This is a genomic window from Streptomyces sp. NPDC051105 (genome assembly GCF_040682795.1).
Classification (GTDB): domain Bacteria; phylum Actinomycetota; class Actinomycetes; order Streptomycetales; family Streptomycetaceae; genus Streptomyces.
Genome location: NZ_JBFBBR010000011.1, coordinates 311,379 through 331,489, shown reverse-complemented (window position 1 = coordinate 331,489; position 20,111 = coordinate 311,379). Strand labels below are relative to the sequence as shown.

16 protein-coding genes, 2 tRNA genes and 2 pseudogenes are annotated in these 20,111 nt (G+C 70.5%); 7 read left to right on the top strand and 13 right to left on the bottom strand.

Annotation, left to right across the window (positions count from 1 at the left end; genetic code table 11):
• Positions 1–1,347, top strand: a 1,347-nt coding sequence (locus AB0N16_RS27645) for an AMP-binding protein (RefSeq protein ID WP_365801173.1), incomplete at its 5' end; no start/stop codon positions are given.
• A 52-nt stretch (positions 1,348–1,399) separates the two neighbouring features.
• On the opposite strand, the gene AB0N16_RS27640 is transcribed toward AB0N16_RS27645, so the two are convergent.
• The 6 genes from AB0N16_RS27640 to ehuB all read right to left on the bottom strand — a co-directional run bounded on the left by AB0N16_RS27640 (position 1,400) and on the right by ehuB (position 5,673).
• Positions 1,400–1,476, bottom strand: a tRNA-Lys gene (locus AB0N16_RS27640).
• Between the two features lie 107 nt (positions 1,477–1,583).
• Complete coding sequence (locus AB0N16_RS27635) at positions 1,584–2,342, bottom strand: IclR family transcriptional regulator C-terminal domain-containing protein (RefSeq protein ID WP_365801171.1); 759 nt, start codon at positions 2,340–2,342, stop codon at positions 1,584–1,586.
• A gap of 269 nt (positions 2,343–2,611) precedes the next feature.
• Complete coding sequence (gene ehuA, locus AB0N16_RS27630) at positions 2,612–3,394, bottom strand: ectoine/hydroxyectoine ABC transporter ATP-binding protein EhuA (protein WP_365801169.1); 783 nt, start codon at positions 3,392–3,394, stop codon at positions 2,612–2,614.
• A complete protein-coding gene (gene ehuD / locus AB0N16_RS27625; protein WP_365801167.1) occupies positions 3,384–4,034 on the bottom strand; it encodes an ectoine/hydroxyectoine ABC transporter permease subunit EhuD in 651 nt (216 codons plus the stop codon). The genes ehuA and ehuD overlap by 11 nt, the downstream gene beginning before the upstream one ends.
• The gene (gene ehuC, locus AB0N16_RS27620; protein WP_365801165.1) at positions 4,031–4,747 is read right to left on the bottom strand and encodes an ectoine/hydroxyectoine ABC transporter permease subunit EhuC; all 717 of its coding nucleotides are present in this window, start codon (positions 4,745–4,747) and stop codon (positions 4,031–4,033) included. The genes ehuD and ehuC overlap by 4 nt, the downstream gene beginning before the upstream one ends.
• Positions 4,744–5,673: an ectoine/hydroxyectoine ABC transporter substrate-binding protein EhuB gene (gene ehuB, locus AB0N16_RS27615; protein WP_365801163.1), complete on the bottom strand. Its 930-nt coding sequence runs from the start codon at positions 5,671–5,673 to the stop codon at positions 4,744–4,746. Before ehuB ends, ehuC begins: the two co-directional genes overlap by 4 nt.
• Before the next feature lie 47 nt (positions 5,674–5,720).
• Between ehuB and AB0N16_RS27610 the strand changes: the two genes are divergently transcribed.
• Complete coding sequence (locus AB0N16_RS27610) at positions 5,721–6,215, top strand: DUF3830 family protein (protein WP_365801161.1); 495 nt, start codon at positions 5,721–5,723, stop codon at positions 6,213–6,215.
• A gap of 27 nt (positions 6,216–6,242) precedes the next feature.
• On the opposite strand, the gene AB0N16_RS27605 is transcribed toward AB0N16_RS27610, so the two are convergent.
• A complete protein-coding gene (locus AB0N16_RS27605; RefSeq protein ID WP_365801159.1) occupies positions 6,243–8,096 on the bottom strand; it encodes a glycosyl hydrolase family 28-related protein in 1,854 nt (617 codons plus the stop codon).
• Between the two features lie 116 nt (positions 8,097–8,212).
• Entirely contained in the window at positions 8,213–9,223 is a 1,011-nt protein-coding gene (locus AB0N16_RS27600) for a LacI family DNA-binding transcriptional regulator (RefSeq protein WP_365801157.1), read from the bottom strand.
• 200 nt (positions 9,224–9,423) lie between these two features.
• On the opposite strand from AB0N16_RS27600, the gene AB0N16_RS27595 reads away from it, so the two are divergent.
• Positions 9,424–11,382, top strand: a complete 1,959-nt coding sequence (locus tag AB0N16_RS27595) for a hypothetical protein (RefSeq protein WP_365801154.1) — start codon at positions 9,424–9,426, stop codon at positions 11,380–11,382.
• 30 nt (positions 11,383–11,412) lie between these two features.
• On the opposite strand, the pseudogene AB0N16_RS27590 reads toward AB0N16_RS27595, so the two are convergent.
• Both AB0N16_RS27590 and AB0N16_RS27585 read right to left on the bottom strand, forming a co-directional pair.
• Positions 11,413–11,580: pseudogene (locus tag AB0N16_RS27590) on the bottom strand (amidase); the annotation flags it as partial.
• 53 nt (positions 11,581–11,633) lie between these two features.
• A complete protein-coding gene (locus AB0N16_RS27585; protein WP_365801152.1) occupies positions 11,634–12,587 on the bottom strand; it encodes a D-2-hydroxyacid dehydrogenase in 954 nt (317 codons plus the stop codon).
• A gap of 182 nt (positions 12,588–12,769) precedes the next feature.
• On the opposite strand from AB0N16_RS27585, the gene AB0N16_RS27580 reads away from it, so the two are divergent.
• From AB0N16_RS27580 to AB0N16_RS27570, 3 genes and pseudogenes are all read left to right on the top strand, one after another.
• Complete coding sequence (locus tag AB0N16_RS27580; protein WP_365801150.1) at positions 12,770–13,567, top strand: aspartate/glutamate racemase family protein; 798 nt, start codon at positions 12,770–12,772, stop codon at positions 13,565–13,567.
• Positions 13,564–14,302 (top strand): annotated as a pseudogene (locus AB0N16_RS27575) (aspartate/glutamate racemase family protein). The gene AB0N16_RS27580 and the pseudogene AB0N16_RS27575 overlap by 4 nt, the downstream one beginning before the upstream one ends.
• Before the next feature lie 423 nt (positions 14,303–14,725).
• Entirely contained in the window at positions 14,726–15,823 is a 1,098-nt protein-coding gene (locus AB0N16_RS27570) for an LLM class flavin-dependent oxidoreductase (RefSeq protein WP_365801148.1), read from the top strand.
• Here the strand turns inward: AB0N16_RS27570 and AB0N16_RS27565 are convergent.
• The gene (locus AB0N16_RS27565) at positions 15,793–17,718 is read right to left on the bottom strand and encodes an EAL domain-containing protein (RefSeq protein ID WP_365801146.1); all 1,926 of its coding nucleotides are present in this window, start codon (positions 17,716–17,718) and stop codon (positions 15,793–15,795) included. The two genes, AB0N16_RS27570 and AB0N16_RS27565, sit on opposite strands and share 31 nt — an antisense overlap.
• 350 nt (positions 17,719–18,068) lie before the next feature.
• On the opposite strand from AB0N16_RS27565, the gene AB0N16_RS27560 reads away from it, so the two are divergent.
• A complete protein-coding gene (locus tag AB0N16_RS27560; RefSeq protein ID WP_365801199.1) occupies positions 18,069–19,283 on the top strand; it encodes a M6 family metalloprotease domain-containing protein in 1,215 nt (404 codons plus the stop codon).
• An 80-nt stretch (positions 19,284–19,363) separates the two neighbouring features.
• Here the strand turns inward: AB0N16_RS27560 and AB0N16_RS27555 are convergent.
• Positions 19,364–19,437: transfer RNA gene (locus AB0N16_RS27555), tRNA-Lys, on the bottom strand.
• Positions 19,428–20,030 (bottom strand): bifunctional DNA primase/polymerase, encoded by a 603-nt coding sequence (locus tag AB0N16_RS27550; RefSeq protein ID WP_365801144.1) that lies wholly within the window; start codon positions 20,028–20,030, stop codon positions 19,428–19,430. The genes AB0N16_RS27555 and AB0N16_RS27550 overlap by 10 nt, the downstream gene beginning before the upstream one ends.
• Positions 20,031–20,111: the final 81 nt, after the last annotated feature.

Here is a 20,111-nt window from a genome sequence, read left to right as displayed (position 1 = left end):
GAGCGGGCTCATCTGCCTCTCCTCGCCGGCCTCGAACTGCCCGGCGTACGGTTGCTCGTCACCGATGATCCGGCGTACCGCGCGCTGCTCGTGCCCTACCTCGGCGCCTTCCCGGACGCCTCGCGGGCCGCCCCCGGCGACCGGATCCTGCTCTACTTCACCTCCGGTTCCACCGGCGCCCCCAAGGCCGCCCTCTGCTCCCAGGGCAGGCTCGCGGCGGCCGGCCGCTCGCTCGCCGGGCAGTTCGGGGTCGGGCCCGACGACGTGCACTACATCTGCATGCCGATGTTCCACGGCAACGCGGTGATCGCCGACTGGGCACCCGCGCTGACGGCGGGCGCCGGGGTGGCGTTACGACGCCGGTTCTCGGCGTCGGGATTCCTTCCGGACGTCCGGCGGTACCGGGCGACCTACTTCACCTATGTCGGCCGCGCGGTGCAGTACATCCTCGCCACCGAGCCGTGCCCCGACGACCGGGACAACCCGCTGCGGCTCGGCTTCGGCACGGAGGCCGGCGCGGTGGACGCGGCCGCCTTCGAGGAGCGGTTCGGGGTGCGGCTGGTCGAGGGGTACGGGTCGTCGGAGGGCGGGGCCGCGATCCAGTGGTCGCCGGGGACGCCCGACGGGGCGGTGGGGCGGGCGGCGCCCGGTCTCGTCGTACTCGACCAGGAGACGGGGGCGGAGTGCCCGGCCGCGGTCTTCGACTCGGGGGGCCGGCTGCTCAACGGGGAGCAGGCGATAGGGGAGCTGGTGAACCGCGCGCCGAACCCCTTCGAGGGGTACTGGCGCAACCCGGAGGCGGAGGCCGAGCGGCGCCGGGGAGGCTGGTACTGGACCGGGGACCTCTTCTACCGGGACGGTGACGGCTATCTGTACTTCGCGGGGCGTACCGACGACCGGATCCGGGTGGACGGGGAGAATCTGGCCGCCGCGATGATCGAGAACATCGTGGCGCGGTACGAGGGCGCGGACGCCGTCGCCGTGTACGGGGTGCCGGACCCGGTGACCGGGGACCAGGTGATGGCGACCGTCGCCGGGCGGTTCGAGCCGTTGGACTTCGCCGAGTTCCTGCTGGCCCAGCCCGACCTGGGGACGAAGATGGCGCCCCGGTTCGTGCGGGTCGTGGAGCGGATGCCGGTGACGGCGACCAACAAGATCCAGCGGGCCGCGCTGCGCAGGGAAGGGGTGCGATGCGCCGACCCGGTGTGGTGGCGGCCGCCGGGCGAGCAGACGTACCGCAGACTGACCGCCGAGGACGCCGAAGGGCCCCTGGTCTCCACGAGGGGTTCTGCGACGGAGGGTGCGGGTGGCGGAGCCCCCACCGGGCGCGGCGCAGCCGCGCAATAACAGAGAGGGCGAGCAACGCCCGCGGTTTCGCGGACAAGGCTCGCCCTCGTCATGGTGCGCCGCCAGGGACTCGAACCCCGGACCCGCTGATTAAGAGTCAGCTGCTCTAACCAACTGAGCTAGCGGCGCATGACTCTCGCCGAACCGTCCGATTTGTGTCTCGCGGCTGGCGACGAAGAAAATACTACCTGGTCCGTGGGGGTGCTTCCGACCAGCCCCGGAGGGAGGCCGCCGGCTCAGATGGCGAGGGACAGCAGCACCGGGGCCGCGCTGCGGTTCAGCGCGTCGGCGGCCTGCCGGAGCCGGTGCGCGTGCTCGACCGGCAGGGACAGGGCCAGGCAGCCCACCGACGAGCCGGCGGTGATCGGCACCGCCGCGCACACCGTGCCGATCGCGTACTCCTGGAGGTCCAGGACCGGCACCGTCGGCGGCTGTGCCGCCAGCCGGGAGAGCAGCAGCTTGTCGCTGGTGATGGTGCGCGAGGTGAGGCGGGCCATCTTGTGCCGGGAGAGATGGTCGCGGCGGCCGTTGTGGTCGAGCTGGGTGAGCAGGCTCTTGCCGATCGCGGTGGCGTGCGCGGAGGACCGGAAGTCCACCCACTCGTTGACCGCGGGGGTGCCCGGGCCGGCTGCGCAGTGGCCGATCCGCACCTCGCCGTCAACGTACCGGCTGAGGTAGACCGCCGCGCCGACCGAGTCGCGCAGCCGGTCGAGGGTCAGCTGGAGCTGCTCCCCGAGGGCGCGCTCCCGGTCGTGCGTGGAGCCGAGGCGGCGCAGGGTCTCGCCGGTGACGTAGGCGCCGTCGGTGACCTGCTCGACGTAGCCCTCGCGGCGCAGCATGCGCAGCAGTGCGGTCAGCCGCTCGGGGTCGAGGCCGGTCAGGCGGGCCAGTTCGGTGTCGGTGACGCCGTCGGCGTGCCCCGCCACCGTCTCCAGGACGCGCAGCGCGTCCTGGGCGGAGTGGTACGGGACGGTCGGCTCGTGCTTCAGCGCCACGGTGAATCCCCCTGCGCTCGCTTGGCGATGCTGCTTGGACAGCACTGCTTGGGCCGTGATCCGGGCAACGGATCCTCTCCACGATAACGGGCAGAAGCCGGAAACGGAGGGGGTGTTGGCGAGATTCCGGCCCTCCCAGCTGCGACGAAGACCCTTTGGCATATGTCAGCGGAATGAGCTGACCGCCGGACCTCGGGTGATCGAGCGTTCACTTCATGTAATCATGACATCGCGCGGGGAATCTTTTACGACGGTTTGCTCGGAGACGCTTACAGCACCGCGCTGAGGAACTCCCGGGTCCGCTCGTGCTCGGGCTCGCTGAAGATCCGCTCCGGCGGGCCCGCCTCGATGATCCGGCCCGAGTCGAACATCAGGACCTGGTCGGAGATGTCCCGGGCGAAGTTCATCTCGTGGGTCACACAGAGCATCGTGATGTCGGTGGTGCGGGCGATGTCCCTGAGCAGGTCGAGGGCGCCCGCGACCAGCTCGGGGTCGAGCGCCGAGGTCACCTCGTCGAGGAGCAGCACCTTCGGCTGCATGGCCAGGGCCCGGGCGATCGCCACCCGCTGCTGCTGGCCGCCGGAGAGCTGGGTCGGCCGGGCGTCGGCCTTGTCGGCGAGGCCCACCAGGTCGAGCAGCTCCCGGGCCCGCGCCTCCGCCTCGTCCTTCGGCAGGCCGAGCACGGTCACCGGGGCCTCGGTCAGGTTGCGCAGCACGGTCATGTTCGGGAACAGGTTGAACTGCTGGAACACCATCCCGATCTGCTTGCGGACCTCCCGCAGCTCCTTCTCCGACGCCGGGAAGAGCCGCTGCCCGTCGACGGTGATGGTGCCCGAGTCCGGCTTCGTCAGGGTCATCAGCAGCCGCAGGATCGTGGTCTTGCCGGAGCCGGAGGGACCGATCAGGGTGACGTGCCGGCCCGCCTGCACGGTGAGGTCGAGGCCGTCGAGGACGGTGTTCTCCCCGAACCGCTTGGTCACCCCCTCGATGCGGATCAGCTCGGTGGACGTCGTATCGGCGGTACTCGGCTGCTTGCTGGTCTCAACGGACAAGGCGACGCTCCAGGGTGCGCAGAAGAAGGGAGGCGAGGTAGGAGATGACGATGAAGGCGACCCCGATCACCGTCACCGGCTCGGTGAACTGGAAGTGCTGCTGGGAGAAGAGCCGGGCCTGGCCGAGCATCTCCAGCACCGTGATCGACATCAGGATCGGCGTGTCCTTGAGCATCGAGATCACGTAGTTGCCGAGCGGCGGCACGACCCGGCGCAGCGCCTGCGGCAGGATCACCACCGTCCAGGTCCGCCGCGCCGGCAGGTTCAGCGCCGTCGCCGCCTCCCACTGGCCGACCGGCACGGCCTCGATGCCGGCCCGGTAGACCTGCATGGTGTACGTCGAGTAGTGCAGGCCGATCGCGAGGACACCGGTGGTCAGGGCGGAGAACGTCAGCCCCCACTCGGGCAGCACGTAGAACAGGAAGAACAGCTGCACCAGCAGCGGGGTGTTCCGGACGAACTCGGTCACCACGCCCACCGGCCAGCGCACCCACCTGGTCTGCGTCCGCATCAGCAGCGTCCACAGCAGCCCCAGCGAGAACGAGATCAGCGAGCCGAGGACCAGCGCCTCCAGGGTGACCAGCAGGCCGTCCCAGAAGTGCGGCATGAACTCGCCGACGGCACTCCAGTCCCACTTCACGCGACACCACCGACCCCGGTCGTCTGCGCACGCTTCGCCTCACGTGCCGTCTGTTCGCTGCCCGGGTCCTTGCCGATCCCGGCCTTCAGCCGCTTCTCCAGACCGCGCATCAGCCGGGTGATCACGAACGCGATCGCGAAGTAGATCAGCAGCAGGTACGTGTAGATGTGCGCGCTCTCCTGCAACGCCAGGCGCACCAGGTTCCCGCTGAACGCCAGGTCCCCCATGCCGGTGATCGACACCAGCGCGGTGCCCTTGAGCAGCTCGACCAGCAGGTTGCAGAAGGAGGGGATCATCTCCGGCACCGCCTGCGGCAGCAGAATCAGCCGCAGCCGCTGCCAGGGCGTGAAGCTGAGCGCGATCCCGCCCTCCTTCTGCGCCGGGTCGACCGCGTTCAGTGCCCCGCGCACGATCTCCGTGCCGTACGCGCCGTAGGTCAGCCCGAGTGCGAGGGTGCCCGCCCACAGCGGCACCAGCTGCCAGCCGAAGGCGACCGGCAGCACGAAGAACACCCAGAAGATCATCACCAGTGCGGAGGTGCCACGGAACACCTCGGTGTAGAAACCGGCGAGGAACCGGACGAACCAGAGCCTGCTGGTCCGCGCCACGCCCACCACGAAGGCCACCGTCGTCATCAACAACCCGCTGAGAACGAGCAGTTGGACGGTGGTCCAGACGCCCTTGAGTACGAGGTCCCACAGTCCCGAGGTCATCCGCTCTTGCCTCCCCCGCACAGCTCCTTGGCCGTCAGGTCGGTCATCTCGGCCTGGGTGAAGCCGAACGGCCGCAGGATCCTGAGCAGTTCGCCGCTCTTCTTGAGCTTGCGCAGCTCCACGTTGAAGGCGTCCCGCAGCTTCGTCTCGGCCGACCGGAAGGCGAACGCGCCCCCGTCCACGTGCGGTTTGCCGTCGACGAGCGGCGCGAACGGCTTGGTCGCCTCGGCCTTGGCGGACTTCTTGACCACCTCGCGGACGGTGACCGCGGTCCCGGCGAAGACGTCGACGCGCCCGGCCTCCACGGCGTTCAGCCCGGCGACCTGGTCCGGCACGATCAGGATGTCGCTCTCCTTGTACCCCGCCTCGACCGCGTACTGGATCTCCGCGTACCCGGTCCCGGTGGCGAACTTGGCCTTCTTGGCGACGACGTCCTTGTAGTCGTGCAGCCCCTTGGGGTTCCCCTTGCGCACGACGAACGAGTCGAGCATCTGGTAGTCGGGATCGGCGAAGATCACCTGCTGGCAGCGCTCGGGATTGACGTACATCCCGGCGGCCACGACGTCGAACTGCTGCGAGTTCAGCCCCGGGATCAGCGAACCGAACTCGGTCGGCACCGGCTGCACCTTGCCGACCCCGAGCCGCTTGAAGATCGCCTTCGCCAGCTCCGGTGCCTCACCGGTGAGATGCCCGTCCTTGTCGATGTACCCGAAGGGGATCTCACCGGCGATCCCGAGCCGTACGACACCCTGGGCGCGCAGCCGTTGCAGCAGGTCACCGCCGTCGGTGCCGGCCGCGGTGGCCACGCGGGTGCAGCCGGCGGCGGCGAGTGCGCCGATGGCGGCGGCACCCGCGAGCACCGCGCGGCGAGTTTGTCTGAATTCATACCCAGATGTGGCTGTCTCGTTCCCAAGTGGTGGAGCCATGGCGGCGCGGCTACCCGGGCCCAATCGACATATGCATCATGGAAGGCATGGCCGATCGATTCATCGAAGTCTCGCTGGTCACCCGCGGGGTTACTGCCGCGGCCCGGCTGCCGGACGACCGGGCCCCGGTGACCTGTGCCGCCGTCTGGGACGCCCTGCCGCTCGCCGGCGACGTCTACCACGCGAAGTACGCCCGCAACGAGATCTACGCTCTTTTTCCGCCATTCGCGGCGACGGAACCGCCCGTGGAGAACCCGACCGTCACGCCCATCCCCGGCGACCTCTGCTACTTCTCCTTCGCCGGCGCCGAGTTGGGTACGAAGGCCTACGGCTACGACCGCGAGGTACGCCCCGGCACCACGGTCGTCGACCTGGCCCTCTTCTACGAACGCAACAACCTGCTGCTCAACGGCGATGTGGGCTGGGTGCCGGGGATCGTGTGGGGTGAGGTGGTGCGGGGCCTGCCGGAGCTGGCCGAGGCCTGCAACGACCTGTGGCGGACGGGGGCGGCGGGGGAGACCCTGGCTTTCCGCTGGGTCTAGCCGCCGCTCCCGCCCGACTGCCGTGCTTCAGTCCGCGACCACGGACGTGTCGAGGCCCTTCGCGTAGTGGTTGTGTGCGATCCGGATGTCCGAGCTGCCGTGGAAGACGAACAGCGGTGAGGTGTACGGCGGCTGGTCCGCGCCGTCCAGCCGCCGGACCGTGTTGCCGGTGAAGGTGAACCCGCCGACGCTCTTGGCGTTGACCACGGTCACGTCACCGATGTCGAACGCGTTGTGCTCGACCGAGATGTCGTGATGCACCGGGTTCGCCGGGTCGACGACCTGGTTGGTCGGCTCCACGAAGATGACCGGGCCACTGGGCCGCGTGAACGAGTTGTCGCGGATCGTGAGGTGGGAGACCGGCCCGGACTCGTACCACTGGTAGGCGTCCGCGGAGACGTAGATGCTGGCCATGGACATCGCGTCGAACCGGTTGCCGGCGATCAGGACGGGCTTGCGCGTGGTGACCAGGATGCCGCGGGTCGGCACGTTGCGGAACACGTTGCCGGAGACGACGACCGACGGGGTGGCCGTGATGTTCTCCACGACCGTGCCCCCGATCTCGGTCCCGGCGGGGACCGGCCGGTCGAAGCTGACGGTCATCGTGGTCAGCGGCTTGTCGTGGTCCATCCCGCTCGGCCCGTCGACCGCGGTGACCTTCGCGTGCGCCGGGGAGAGCCGGGTCATCGTCCGCTTGGTGGTGAACTCGACCTCGTCACCCGGGGCGAACTGCGGGAACCCGGCGGTCTGCGGGTGCTCGTAGGCGAGGGTGAGGGTGTTCGGCCCGGGTTTCCCCACGACTTCCAGGTAGGTGCCGTGGATGTTGATCGGGTCGTCGTGCGGTCCGTCGAAGACGCTCCGGGTGATCGAGACCCTGCCCTTGACGCCGGACATCTGCACGAAGTCGGCGAACGAGGCCGTGGAGCGGCCGGACTTCGGATCGGGGGCGAAGTTCACCTTGTCGATGGAGATGTTCTCGCTGAACTGCCCCACCACACCGAAGGACTGCAGGTAGTAGGCGTTCATCGAGCGCATCGTGACGTTCTTCGACTCCCAGATGAAGGCGCCCGGTTCCGTCCGCTCGATGAGGCGCATCTGGTAGACGAGTCCGGCGTCCGCCGGCTGTGACGAGCCGTTGTAGTCGATCCGGATCCGGCGACCGCCGAGGTCGGTGACCGAGGCGACGTCGTTGAACAGCGGGTTGTCCGCGCGCCAGGTCTTCTGCGCCTCGGGGTCGTGGATCTGGGTGTACTGGAGTCCGTCGACCCCCGACCAGTACGGCTGCCCGGTGGCCGGGCTCTGCTCGCCGAGCCAGGTGATGTGCGTGCCGTTCACCTCGTACGGGCTGCCGGCCGGGATCTTCAGGACGCGGTAGGCGTGCCCGTCGGTGACACCGGTGGCGGCGACGGTCGCGTCGATGACCTCGGGGGCCGCGTAGTCGAAGGAGAAGTTCGTGAAGGTCACGTTCGTCGAGCGGATCGACGCGAACGCCGTCTGGAGGCCGTGGTATTCGAGCTTGGCCCCGCCGCCGTCGACGGTGACGTCGTGCATGTCCTCGACGAGCAGCCCGATCTTCTTGTCCCGGTAACGCTGGTCCGCGCCGACGGTGTTGGACACATACAGCTCACGGGTCTCGGCCCGCTCGGGATAGAGCTGGTAGGTCCCCTTCGAGAAGACGATCCTGACCGGCCGGTCGAGGCTCCTGGCGTGCCGCAGCGCCGCGGCGACGGCGGGCGCCGAGTCCGTCCGGCCGGTGGGATCGGCGCCGTAGTCGTCCACGTCGACCACCACCGGCGCCGCCTTCGGCACCGCGGCGACAGGAGCGGCCGCCCCGCCGCCGAGCAACGCGAGCGCCACCCCGAGAAACGCGAACCGAGACATGGGCATAGTCCCTCCGGAGCATGCGTGAGCGATGAAATACCCGATGAATAGCGGGAGTTGCCGCCGTTGCTCCGGTCGGGTCTCCGTGCAGAGTCTGCATAGATCCGATGTCTAGGTCAATGGTCCGGACGAACAGGTGCCACCGCCGCCGTGCTGGCGCGGATCACCAGCTCGGGGTCGAAGAGGAGTTCGCCGACGGGGACCTCACGGTTGCCCACCAGGGCGAGGACGCAGCGGGCCACCTCCCCGGCCAGGCGGTCGGCCGGCTGGCGGACCGTGGTGAGCGGGGGGTCGACGAAGTCCATGATCATGGCGCCGTCGTAGCCGACGACCGACACGTCGCCCGGGACGTCGTACCCCTGGCGGCGCGCGCCGCGGATCGCGCCCAGGGCCATGTAGTCGCTGGCGGCGACGATGGCCGTGGCGCCCCGGCCGAGCAGCGAGATCGCGGCGGACTGGCCGCCCTCGACGGTGTAGGACTGCCGGACCACCCACTGCTCCGGATCCTCGACCCCGCGCCGGGAGAGCGAGGAGACGAAGCCGCTGACCCGGCGGTCCGCCGGGCGGTTGCCGACCGGGCCCGACGCCATCCCGATCCGGCGGTGGCCGAGGCGGTACAGGTGGTCGACGGCGAGTTCGGCGGCCAGCAGGTCGTCGGTGGAGAAGACCGGCACATCGCCCACGCCCTCGAACTCGCCGTTGACCCCGACGAACGGGATCCTGCGGGAGCGCAGCAGTTCGTACGCCGCCGGGTCCGCGCCCTCGATCGTGTTGCTGGCCGACAGGAAGACCACGGCGGCGACGCCCCGGTCGGCGAGGGAGGTCACGAAGTCCAGCTCCTGCACCCCGCCGGGGAAGCACGGGCACAGGACCGTCTTCAGGCCGTGCGGGGCGAGAGTGGACTCGATCCGTTCGCAGACGTCGGCGAAGAACGGGTTGGAGACGAACTCGGTGATGACCGCGATGAGCTGCCCCCGGGTCTGCCGCTCGTACCCGAGGTCGGCCATCGCCTGCTCGACCGCCTCGCGGGTCTTGCGCGCCACCCCCTGACGCCGGTTGATGACCCGGCTGACGGTGGCCTCGCTCACCTGCGCCCGCTCCGCGACCTCGGTGATGCCGACCTTCATAACGGTTTCCGTCCTGGCTCGCTTGCACGATAACGATGAAAACTTTCAGTGCATCATGCCACGGAAAGGTGCAGCGAGTCTGCGTGTCTTGCAGGTTTCTTCTGCATGACCATTGAAGCGCCTCTCCGGGCCCTGTTAGCTTGCGGCCACCGCTCGGCCGCCCCACCCGCCCGACCGCAGTGATCGAGACCGGAGACCCGATGAAGCCCTCAAGGCTCATGCTGCTCACCGCCGTTGCCCTGCTCGCACCGATGGCCCCCGCTGTGTCGGCCGACGCGGCACCGGGATCCCGCCCCCAACTCGCCATCCCCGACCCCGGCTTCGAGAACGGCGGCACGGGCTGGACCTTCACCTCGGGCGCCGGCGTCGGCACCGGCAACAGGCACGGCGGCGAGCGCTTCCTCTACCTCGACGCCGGAGCGGGCAAGAGCGCGGAACTCACCATCGTCGCGCCCCGCAACGGCAGTTACGACTTCTCCGCGTGGATCGGCAGCGCCGGCACCGGCGGCACGTACACGGTCCGGCGCAACGGCGAGACCGTCGAAACGATCACCCTGCCGCAGCACCCGGGCTACGCCCGGTACACCATCGGCGACGTCACGTTGCGGACCGGCGACCGGCTGGGGATCGCCTTCGGCTCCGGCACCGCCTGGGTCAACGCCGACGACCTGATGATCTCGCCCGCCGCACCCGCCGACCCCAAGGTCACCTCGTCCGACCCCGAGGTCGCCGAGATGTTCGCCTGGGCCCAGAAGAAGGCCAACAGCTGGGTCCAACTCCCCGGCACGACAGGCCCGGTCAACGTCGACGAGAACCAGACCGGCGGCACCGGCACCGCGTCGTACGAGCCCACCTACTGGGCCGGATACGCCAACCGCAGCGCCTACTACTCCCGCGACATGACCCACCAGCTCGCCGGCGCCCACCTCATCGGCCTCGACGCCGAGAACGAGACCATGCTCCGCTCCTACGCGGCGTCGGCCACCGCCGAGCACAAGTACTTCCCGGTGTGGTCCCTCAACTTCGACGCCAAGACCTACCTGAGCATCGACTACAAGAGCCCGGACGACTTCGTGCGCGAGGTGCCGGCCACCTTCGAACTCGTCGAGAAGGCGGCCCAGGCCTACCTCTGGACCGGCGACCGCGGATACGTCGACGACCCGGTGCTGTGGGACTTCTACCGGCACGCCACCGAGCAGTTCATCGACCTGCACAACTCCGCCAAGGACAACGGCAAGGTCAAGGTCGCCGAAGGCACCGGCCAGGGCATCTTCGCCGGCGCCGCCAGCTACAACGAGCAGGACGGCGACGGCCTCGCCGAGGCCGGAGACGGCATCGCCTCCGAGTACCAGGCGTATCTGGCGATGGCGATCCTCGCCCGCGGCAAGGGCGACGCCGCGCTGGCCAGGACCTACGACAAGCGTGCCGCCGACCTGAAGACGTACTTCAACGACGACTGGAGCGGCACCGGAACCGGCGCCGACATGGTCCGCGCCTACACCCTGTCCGGCACCCCGGTCACCGGCTGGGGCAAGGAGAACAGCGTCTTCATGCCGATGAAGCAGATCATCGACCCGGGCCCGCGCAACGACGCCTACCTCGACTACATCGAGAAGCAGGAGCTGGGGCCGGAGGGGTCGACCAACATCGAGTCGACGACCTACCTGCCCGACATGTTCTTCAAGAACAACCGCAACGACACCGCCTGGCAGTGGATGCGGAAGATCTACGGCGAGCGGGAGACCCAGCACGTCAACTCCAGCCAGGGCCCCAACGGCGACTACCCCGAGGTGTCGTTCACCCTGGTCAGCCAGACCATCCAGGGGCTGATGGGCATCACACCGGACGCCCCGGACCACAAGGTGACCACCCAGTCGCGGCTGCCCTCCGGCATGAAGTGGCTCCGGGCGGCGGACGTCCCCATCGGCACGGGCACCGTCACCGTGCGGCACGACGGCACGACCCGGACCACGCTGACGAACAACTCCCGCAAGGACTCCTACAGGTGGGAGGCCCGCTTCCCCGGCGTGCACAAGAGGATCGAGGTCGACGGCGTCCCCCAGCGGGTCCGCACCAAGAAGGTCGACGGCGTGACGTACACGTACGCGACCCCGACGGTCCGGGCGGGACGGACGGCGGTGGTCCAGGTGACCGGCTGACGCGCCCGACGCTCCCCGGCGCGCGCTCCGTCAGACCACGACGGCGCTGACCGGCGGTACCGAAGCCGCCCCCGCCTCGTACAGCGCGTGGGCCGCCCGCGGCACCAGATCGTCCCGGTGGCGGGCGGCCACGAGCTGCAACCCCACCGGCAGCCCGTCCCCGTCCACGCCCACCGGCACGGTCGCGGCCGGCTGTCGGGCGGTGAGGCCGGTGAGTTCGGCGAGCTGCATGAGGGGCACCCTCCCGGGAGTCAGTGACCGGGCACGTAACCGCGCTTCTTGTCGACCACGTTCAGCAGAGATCTGCCCGCCGCCCACCGCTCGTACAACTCCACGAACTGCGTGCTCAGTTCGTCCCGCCAGCCGATCGTGTCCCCGCTCATGTGCGGCGAGACGATGAGGCCCGGCACGTCCCACAACGGGCTGTCGGCGGGCAACGGCTCGGCGGTGAAGACGTCCAGGGCCGCGGCGGCGATCCAGCGCCGGGTCAGCGCCCGCACGAGCGCGTCCTCGTCGACCAGCTGGCCCCTGCCGACGTTGATGAAGCAGGCCGACGGCTGCATCACGCCGAAGCGGTGCGCGTCGAACATGCCCCGCGTCTGCTCGGTCAGCGGCGCGGCCGCGATCACCCAGTCCGCGCGGGACATCAGCCGGTCGAGGTCGTCGGGGCCGTGGATGCCGGTGCGCGGGACGCGGCCGACCAGCGCGGTGGTGATGTCGAGCGCCTTGAGGGTGCGGACGATGGCCCGGCCGATCGGGCCGGAGCCCACCACGCACGCGCGCGTGCCGCCGACCCGGCGCGCCTCGCGATGCCGCCAGGTCCGCTCCCGCTGGAGGCCGAGGGTCCCCGGCAGGTCCTTGGCGATCGCCAGGACCAGCGCCGCCACGTACTCGGCGATGGGCCGGTCGAAGACCCCGCGCGCGTTGGTGACGACCGTGTCGGATGCGGCCAGTTCGGGGCACATCAGATGGTCGACACCCGCGCTCGCGGTGTGCACCCAGCGCGGCCGCGGTCCCGTGCCCGGCCATGCCTCGCGGACGGCGTGCGAGCTGAAGTCCCAGACCAGGAGGGCATCGGCGGTGGGCAGCCGGGCCGCCAGGCCCGCCGCGTCCGTGTGCACGATCCGGGCGTGACCGGTGAGCCGGCCGAGCCGCGGGGGCGGGTCGGCGTCGAGGACCAGCAGGGTGGGGACGGGCGGCGTCATTCGGGGCGGTCTCCCGGCGTCCGGCAGCGTCTGACATGGGCGGATCGAGCGTCTGAGATGCGCGGATCGAGCGTCTGAGATGCGCGGATTGACCACGCTCGCACCCGAACCTGCCTTCGTCAACACGGGCGTGACCCTCGACCGTTGCCCCTCGACTTCCAGCGTGAGGCCGGTGACTTCCCATGGACGTCTCCTTTCTGGGCGGACCTCGTCCCCAGCGCGGTGTCCGAGTCGTGGCGCCCTTCGACTTCGCCCTGGACCGCGAACTGTGGCGCTGGGTGCCGGACGACGTGTCCCTGCACCTGACCAGGACGCCGTTCGTGCCGGTCGAGGTCAGCCTCGACCTGGCCCGGCTGGTCAGCGAGCACGAGACACTCGGCGAGGCGGTGCGCGCGCTGACCGACATCGCGCCCGAGGTGGTCGCCTACGCCTGCACCTCCGGCAGCTTCGCCGGCGGCATCGCCGGGGAGCGCGCGATGTGCGAGGCGATGACCGGGTCCGGCGCGGTGCCCGCGCTCACCACCTCAGGTGCGCTGCTCGACGCGCTGACCGAGCTGGGCGTACGGCGGCTCGCGCTGGTCACGCCGTACACGGTCTCGGTGACGCGGGTCCTGGAGGAGTACGTCGCGGAGGCGGGCGTCCAGGTCGCCGGAGTCGCGTTCGTGGGGCTGACCCGGCACATCTGGCAGGTGCCGTACCGGGACGTGGTCGCCATGGCCCGGCAGGCGGTACGGCCCGGGACCGCCGACGCCCTGTTCATCTCCTGCACCAACCTGCCCACCTACGACGTCATCCCCCAGCTGGAGGCCGAACTGCGTGTCCCCGTCCTGTCGGCCAACCAGGTCACGATGTGGGCGGCGCTGCGCAAGCTGGGTACCCGAGCCGTTGGGCCCTATCAGACGCTGATCGGTCATCCGGACGGATCCGCGCCGCGGGAGTGGCCCGTACTGCCGGAAGAACAGCAGGAAGGGTGGACATGACAGCGCTCGGAATCCTCTATCCGGGGCACTCCGCGGAGGACGACTACCCGCGCATCGAACAGCTCCTCGGCAGCGACATCCGGGTGGACGTCGTCCACACCGACATCGGCGAGGACGCGCACCGGGTGGACGCGCTGCGGGAGATGGGATCGGCCCGGCGGCTGGCGGCCGGGGTGGACGAACTGCGGCTCGCGGGCGCGGACGCGGTGGTGTGGGCGTGCACCAGCGGCAGCTTCGTGTACGGCTGGCAGGGCGCCCACCAACAGATCCGTGACCTCGCCCAGGCGGCCGGGCTGCCGGCGTCGTCCACGTCCTTCGCGTTCGTGCACGCGGCGCGGGAGCTCGGGGTACGGCGGGTGGCGATCGGCGCGACCTACCCGGACGACGTGGCGCAGCTCTTCGCGGACTTCCTGCGGGCCGGGGGCCTGGAGGTCATCGGCGTCCGCCCGTCGGGGATCATCACGGCGGCGGAGGTGGGGACGTGGGGGGAGGAGGAGGTGCTCACCCTGGCGCGGACCGCGGACCGCGGACGCGGGGGAGGCCGAGGCGGTGCTCCTTCCGGACACGGCACTGCACACGGTGGCGCATCTTCCACTTCTGGAGAAGGCGCTGTCCAAGCCGGTGCTCACGGCGAACCAGGTGACCGTGTGGGAGGGCCTGCGGCTGGCCGACCGCCGGGTGAACGAGCCGGCGCTGGGCACCCTGTTCACCCGCCAACCGATCGTCCAGGCCTGACACCCCCCGTACCAGGGGGCTCCGCCCCCTGGACCCCCAACCCCCCGCCCACCCACCACCCGACTCGGTCGGTATGAGGGAGCCGTTTGGGGTGGGGGTGCCGGCTCGGTCGGTGTGAAGGAGCGGCCAGGGGCTGGAGTGCCGGCTGGGTCGGTGTGAAGGAGCGGCCGGGGGCCGGAGTGCCGGCTGGGTCGGTGTGAAGGAGCGGCCAGGGGCTGGAGTGCCGGCTGGGTCGGTGTGAAGGAGCGGCCAGGGGCCGGAGTGCCGGCTGGTCGGTATGAAGGGGCCGTCTGGGGCCGGGGTGTCGGCTCGGTCGGCGAGGAGGAGGCCGAGAGCCTGCTGCCGGTGTCAGGAATAACCGGAGCCCTCCTCCTGTTATCGCCCTCCAGTACAGCTCACGGCCGCAAACAGGAGGCTCTCACCGTGTCGGCAGACGAGATCCGGGGCATCACGCACGGGACCGCCCCCGTCCCCCTCTCCGTACTGGACCTGGTGACCGTCGGCACCGGCAGTACCGCCTCCGACGCCCTGCGCACCAGCGTGGAGCTCGCGCGGCTCTCCGAGGCGCGCGGTTTCCAGCGGTACTGGGTCGCCGAGCACCACTCCATGCCCGGGGTGGCCTCCTCCTCACCCGCCGTGATCCTCGCCCACCTCGCCGCCCACACGAAGCGCATCCGACTGGGTTCGGGCGGTGTCATGCTGCCCAACCACGCGCCGCTCGTCATCGCGGAGCAGTTCGGCACGCTGGAGGCCATGGCCCCGGGGCGGATCGACCTGGGCCTCGGCCGGGCGCCGGGCACGGACGGGGCCACCGCGGCCGCCCTCCGCCGCACCCAGACCCTCAACGAGGGCGCCGACGACTTCCCCCAGCAGCTCGCCGAGCTCACCCGGTTCCTGGACGACGACTTCCCGGACGGCCACCCCTACCGCCGGATCCACGCCATCCCCGGCCCCATCCAGAGCACCAGCCCCGGCGGCGTGCAGTCCCCGCACCGGCCGGTCGTCTGGCTGCTCGGCTCCTCCGGCTTCAGCGCCCGGCTGGCCGGCATGCTCGGGCTGCCGTTCGCCTTCGCGCACCACTTCTCCGCGCAGAACACCATCCCGGCCCTGGACCTCTACCGCGAGTCCTTCAGCCCGTCCGCCGTCCTCGACGAGCCCTACGCCCTCATCGGCGTCTCCGCGCTCGCCGTGGACGAGGAGCGCGAGGCCCGGCGCCAGGTGCGGGCCGGCGCGGTGAACATGCTGCGGCTGCGCACCGGACGGCCCGGCCTGTTCCCAGACCCGGACGACGTCGAGAAGCACGAGTTCTCCCCGATGGAGGAGGAGTTCGTGCACTCCTGGACCGCCAACATCGTGCACGGCACCGCCGACGAGGTGCGTGCCGGTCTCGACGACCTCCAGAAGCGCACCGGCGCCGACGAGCTGATGCTCACCACGCACGCCCACCGCGGCGAGCTGCGCCTGCGCTCCTACGAACTGATCGCCGACGCCTACGGTTTGCCGACCGGGGTGTCCGCGTAGGTCCTGGTGTCCAGCAGCTCGGAGATGCGATCCGGCGTCACCGGCCGGGAGTACAGCCACCCCTGGCCGGTGTCGCAGCCGATGTGACGCAGCCGGGAGGCCTGCGCCGAGGTCTCGACGCATTCGGCGGTGACGGTGAGGCCGAGCCGGTGGGCCAGCTGGATCATCGCCTCCACGACGACCTCGTCGGCCGGGTTCGGACGGTCGCCCGGGTCGTCGTACTGGAAGCCCCGGACGAAGGAACCGTCCAGCTTGAGGACCGAGACCGGGAGCCGGCTGAGGTAGGCGAGGTTGGAGTAGCCGGTGCCGAAGTCGTCGATGGCGATGCGGACGCCCATGTCGCTGAGGGCCTGAAGGGCCTGCAGCGGCCGGCCGGCCGAGCCCATCACCGCCGACTCGGTCAGCTCCAGCTGGAGCAGATGCGGCGCGAGGCCGGTGTCGGCGAGGGTCTCCGCCACGTCCGCGACCAGGTCGGAGTCCCAGACCTGGCGCACGGCCACGTTCACGCTCACGAAGATCGGCGGCTCGCCGGGGTGGTCCAGCTGCCACCGGCGGGCCTGCCGGCAGGCGGTGGTCAGGGCCCAGCGACCGAGCGGGACGATCGAGCCGTCCTCCTCCGCCAATCCGATGAACCGATTCGGCGCTAGTGTGCCGAACTGCGGATGATTCCATCGGACCAGGGCTTCGACCCCGCTCAGCCGTCCGTCCTCCATGCCCACCAGCGGCTGGTACTCGAGCACGAACTCGCCGCGCTCGATGGCCGGGCGGAGGGTGGAGGAGAGCGCCTGGCGGGTGACCAGGTGGGCGTTGCGCTCCGGGTCGAAGAGCGTCCAGCGGGACTTGCCGTCGGCCTTCGCCCAGTAGAGGGTCGTATCGGCGGCCTGCATCAGACCGGTGGCCGTCGTACCCGCCGCATGGCGCTCCACCACCCCGATCGAGGCCGACAGGGAGAGCCGTTGGCCGGCCAGGTCGAACGGCGCCTGGAGAGCCGCCAGCGCCGACTCGGCCAGATCGGCCAGCTGCTCCGTGCCCGTCGAGTCCTCGACCAGCAGGGCGAACTCGTCGCCGCCGAGCCGGGCCACCAGCGGCGCCCCGGCCCGCGCGAAGCCGGCCTCGTCGGCGACCCGGGTCAGCCGTTCGGCGACGGCGGCCAGCAGCCGGTCGCCCACCCGGTGGCCGAGGGTGTCGTTGACCGCCTTGAAACCGTCAAGGTCCAGGTAGCACAGGCCGATTCGGCCGGTGCCGCCCTGCTCGTACGCCTCCGCCTCCAGCGCGGCCGAGAGGCGCTCGAAGAACAACGTCCGGTTGGGCAGCCGGGTCACCGGGTCATGCATCTGCAAGTGCCGCAGCCGTGCCTGGAGTTCGCGGCGCGCACTGATGTCGGAGACCGACAGCAGCAGGCCCGGGGCGTCCTTCGCCAGTGGGGAGACGGTGACCTGGACCCACAGCGAATGCCCGTCGGGGTGCTTGAGCCGGCGGGTGCAACGCAACTTGGCCTGCCGGCCGCGGAGTACCTCGCGGTAGGCGTGCCAGGTACGGGCGTCGGAGGCCAGGTCCACCAGATCCGCGGCGATCCGCCCGGTCAGGCCGGCCGGGTCGGCGCCGATCAGGGTGCCGAACGCCGCGTTGGCCGTGCTGACCAGGCCTTCGCGGTCGACGACGGCCATGGGCAGCGCGGCGGCCGTGAAGGCGTGCTCGTACGTCTTCGGATCCGGCGTCTCACCTGTCGGCTGTGAGCGCCGCGTTGTCTGCGTTGTCGGCGTTGTCTGTGTTGTCTCGCCTGTCTTCGGGTCGGTCGTCGCGTTGTACGACTTCCGACAAGTGTTGTCACTCTCTGTGACGGCGGACCGGTCGAGGTCTGCCGCGGGCGTCGGCCCTTCGGACGTTCCGCTCACCGCTCGCTCCCGCAGTGCACTCGATCTCTGTCCGTGCAGGAAAGTGTGCCGATCATAGAGGCTGGCCCGAGGGCCTTCCAGCCACTGTCCAGTGTCCACGATGAAGCACCGGTTCTGACAGATCGTTTCTGCCCGCACCTGGACGGGTTCTTGAGCCGCCTGGCCACTTGTGACGTTCCGTGAGTTTGCCGGGGTGTCGGCCGTTCGGGTTCCTCACCCTTCTGGTGCAGGTAAACAGGTCATATGAGGACAAACTCGCACAGGCTGGGTGGCGGTGTCCCGCGAACCGCCTCGGAGGTCCTTCCGTGCCGCGTCTCCTGCTGCGCAGCTCCGCCGCCGTGTTCACCACGATGTCGGCGCTCGTCGCGACGACGATCCTGACCGGACCGTCGGCCGCCGAGCCGTTCTCCACGGCCCCCTGCGCCCTGCATCGCACCGACGCGCACCACTCCGAGGGCGTCGACACCTGGAACGCCGGCTACACCCGCCCCACCCGCCCGCTCTCGGCCGTGATGGTGTTCCTCTCCTTCCCGGACGCGCCCCCGCGCACCACGCCCGCGGAGCTGGCCGCCGACCACTTCCCGGCCACCAGCCGCTACTTCGAGCAGGCCTCCTACGGGAAGTTCACCATCCGGCCGCACCCGCTGACGCACTGGCTGCGGATGCCCCGGCCCTCGGTCGCCTACGGCATGAGACGCGACTGGAATGTGGTGCTGCGGGCCGCCTACCTGCGGGACGCGTTCGCGGCGGCCGATCCCGAGGTCGACTTCTCGCGCTACGACGTCGTGTACCTGGTGGCCGACCCGGACGCGCCGGGCGTGGACTCCGACGCCACGAAGGTGGTCAACCTGGGCGTCCCGGTGCACGTCGACGGCACGGACATCCGCCGGGTCGTCACCGTCTTCGAGAGGCATCCCCCGGACCGGCTGGTTCTCGCCCATGAGACCGGGCATGTCTTCGACCTCCCCGACCTCTACCACCGCCCGGTGGACGGCAAGGGCGACTGGGACACCTACGTCGGCGACTGGGACCTGATGGGCAGCCAGTTCGGGCTGTCCCCGGACCTCTTCGCCTGGCACAAGTGGAAGCTCGGATGGCTGGATCCGCGCCAGGTGGTGTGCGTACGGGGGACCCGGCCGACCCGGCTGACCCTGGAGCCGCTGTCGGCCGGGCCGGGGGTGCCGGAGGAGGGCGCCGCGGGTGCGCCGGCCTTCGGGCTCGGCGACGGCACCAAGCTGGCGGTCGTGCGCACCGGACCCGACAGCGTGCTGGCCTTCGAGGCCCGGGGCGCGTCCGGGAACGACAGCGCGGCCTGCCGGCAGGGCGTCCTCGTCTACCGGGTCCGCGACGAGACGGCCTCCGGCGGCGGCCCGATCGAGGTGGTCGACGCCCATCCGCGCACCGAGGCCTGCTGGGAGAACTCCGTCTACCCGCCGCTGGCCGACGCCCCGGTCGCCCTCGGCGAGAGTTTCACGGTCCCGGGGGACGGCGTGCGGATCGAGGTGGAGGGGCGGACGGCGTCCGGAGCGTGGAACGTGAAGATCACGCCGGGGGAGCTGGACTGACACGCGCGCGAAGGGTGCGGAAACACGACGGAACACGAAAGGCCGAGCTCGCAAGAGCTCGGCCTTTCGCCTACTTCGCGTGCGCCGCCAGGGACTCGAACCCCGGACCCGCTGATTAAGAGTCAGCTGCTCTAACCAACTGAGCTAGCGGCGCCTGCTGACGTCGTAGACCTTAGCATCCTGATCGGCGGGAGGAAAAATCGATATCCGCACGGCCGAGCGGGCCGCCCGTACCGCCGCCCAGAGCAGGATTTCCGGTCCGGGGAGCCAGGGGTGCCGGGTGTCCGGGCCGACCAGCCAGCGGGCGCCGGCCGGGGAGGCGTCGCCGTTCAGCGCGGGGACGGTCACCGCGTCGCCGGTGCCGTGGCACAGCAGCGGCGGTACGGCCTGGCCGCGGCCGCCCCACTCCTCCCAGCCCAGCAGCGACGGCAGCCGGGCGGCGGTGCCGGGGGCGGCGAACAGGAGCATCCGGCCCCGGAACGCCGCGACCGGCCCGGAGCCCGGCCCCTCGTCCCACAGCCGGTCCAGCATGCGGCGGCCGAACACCGCCGGGGCGTTCACCACGTCGAACACCGAGCCACAGGGCAGGACGATCGGGGCGTCCGGGTGCTCCTCCCACAGGGCGAGCATGCTCCGCGGATACGTTCCTGCCGAGGCGAGCCAGGCGGCTCCGTCGGAGGTGACCCCGGCGGCGTCGGAATGGTCGCCGGGGCTGTGGAGGGGCGTCTCGTGCGGTGTGCGGCTCATAGGGCATTGATACCCATCGTGAGACGACGCTCGCCGTGAGTTGCGGAAAACCGGGACGGGAGGGAACGGAGGGGGGTATCT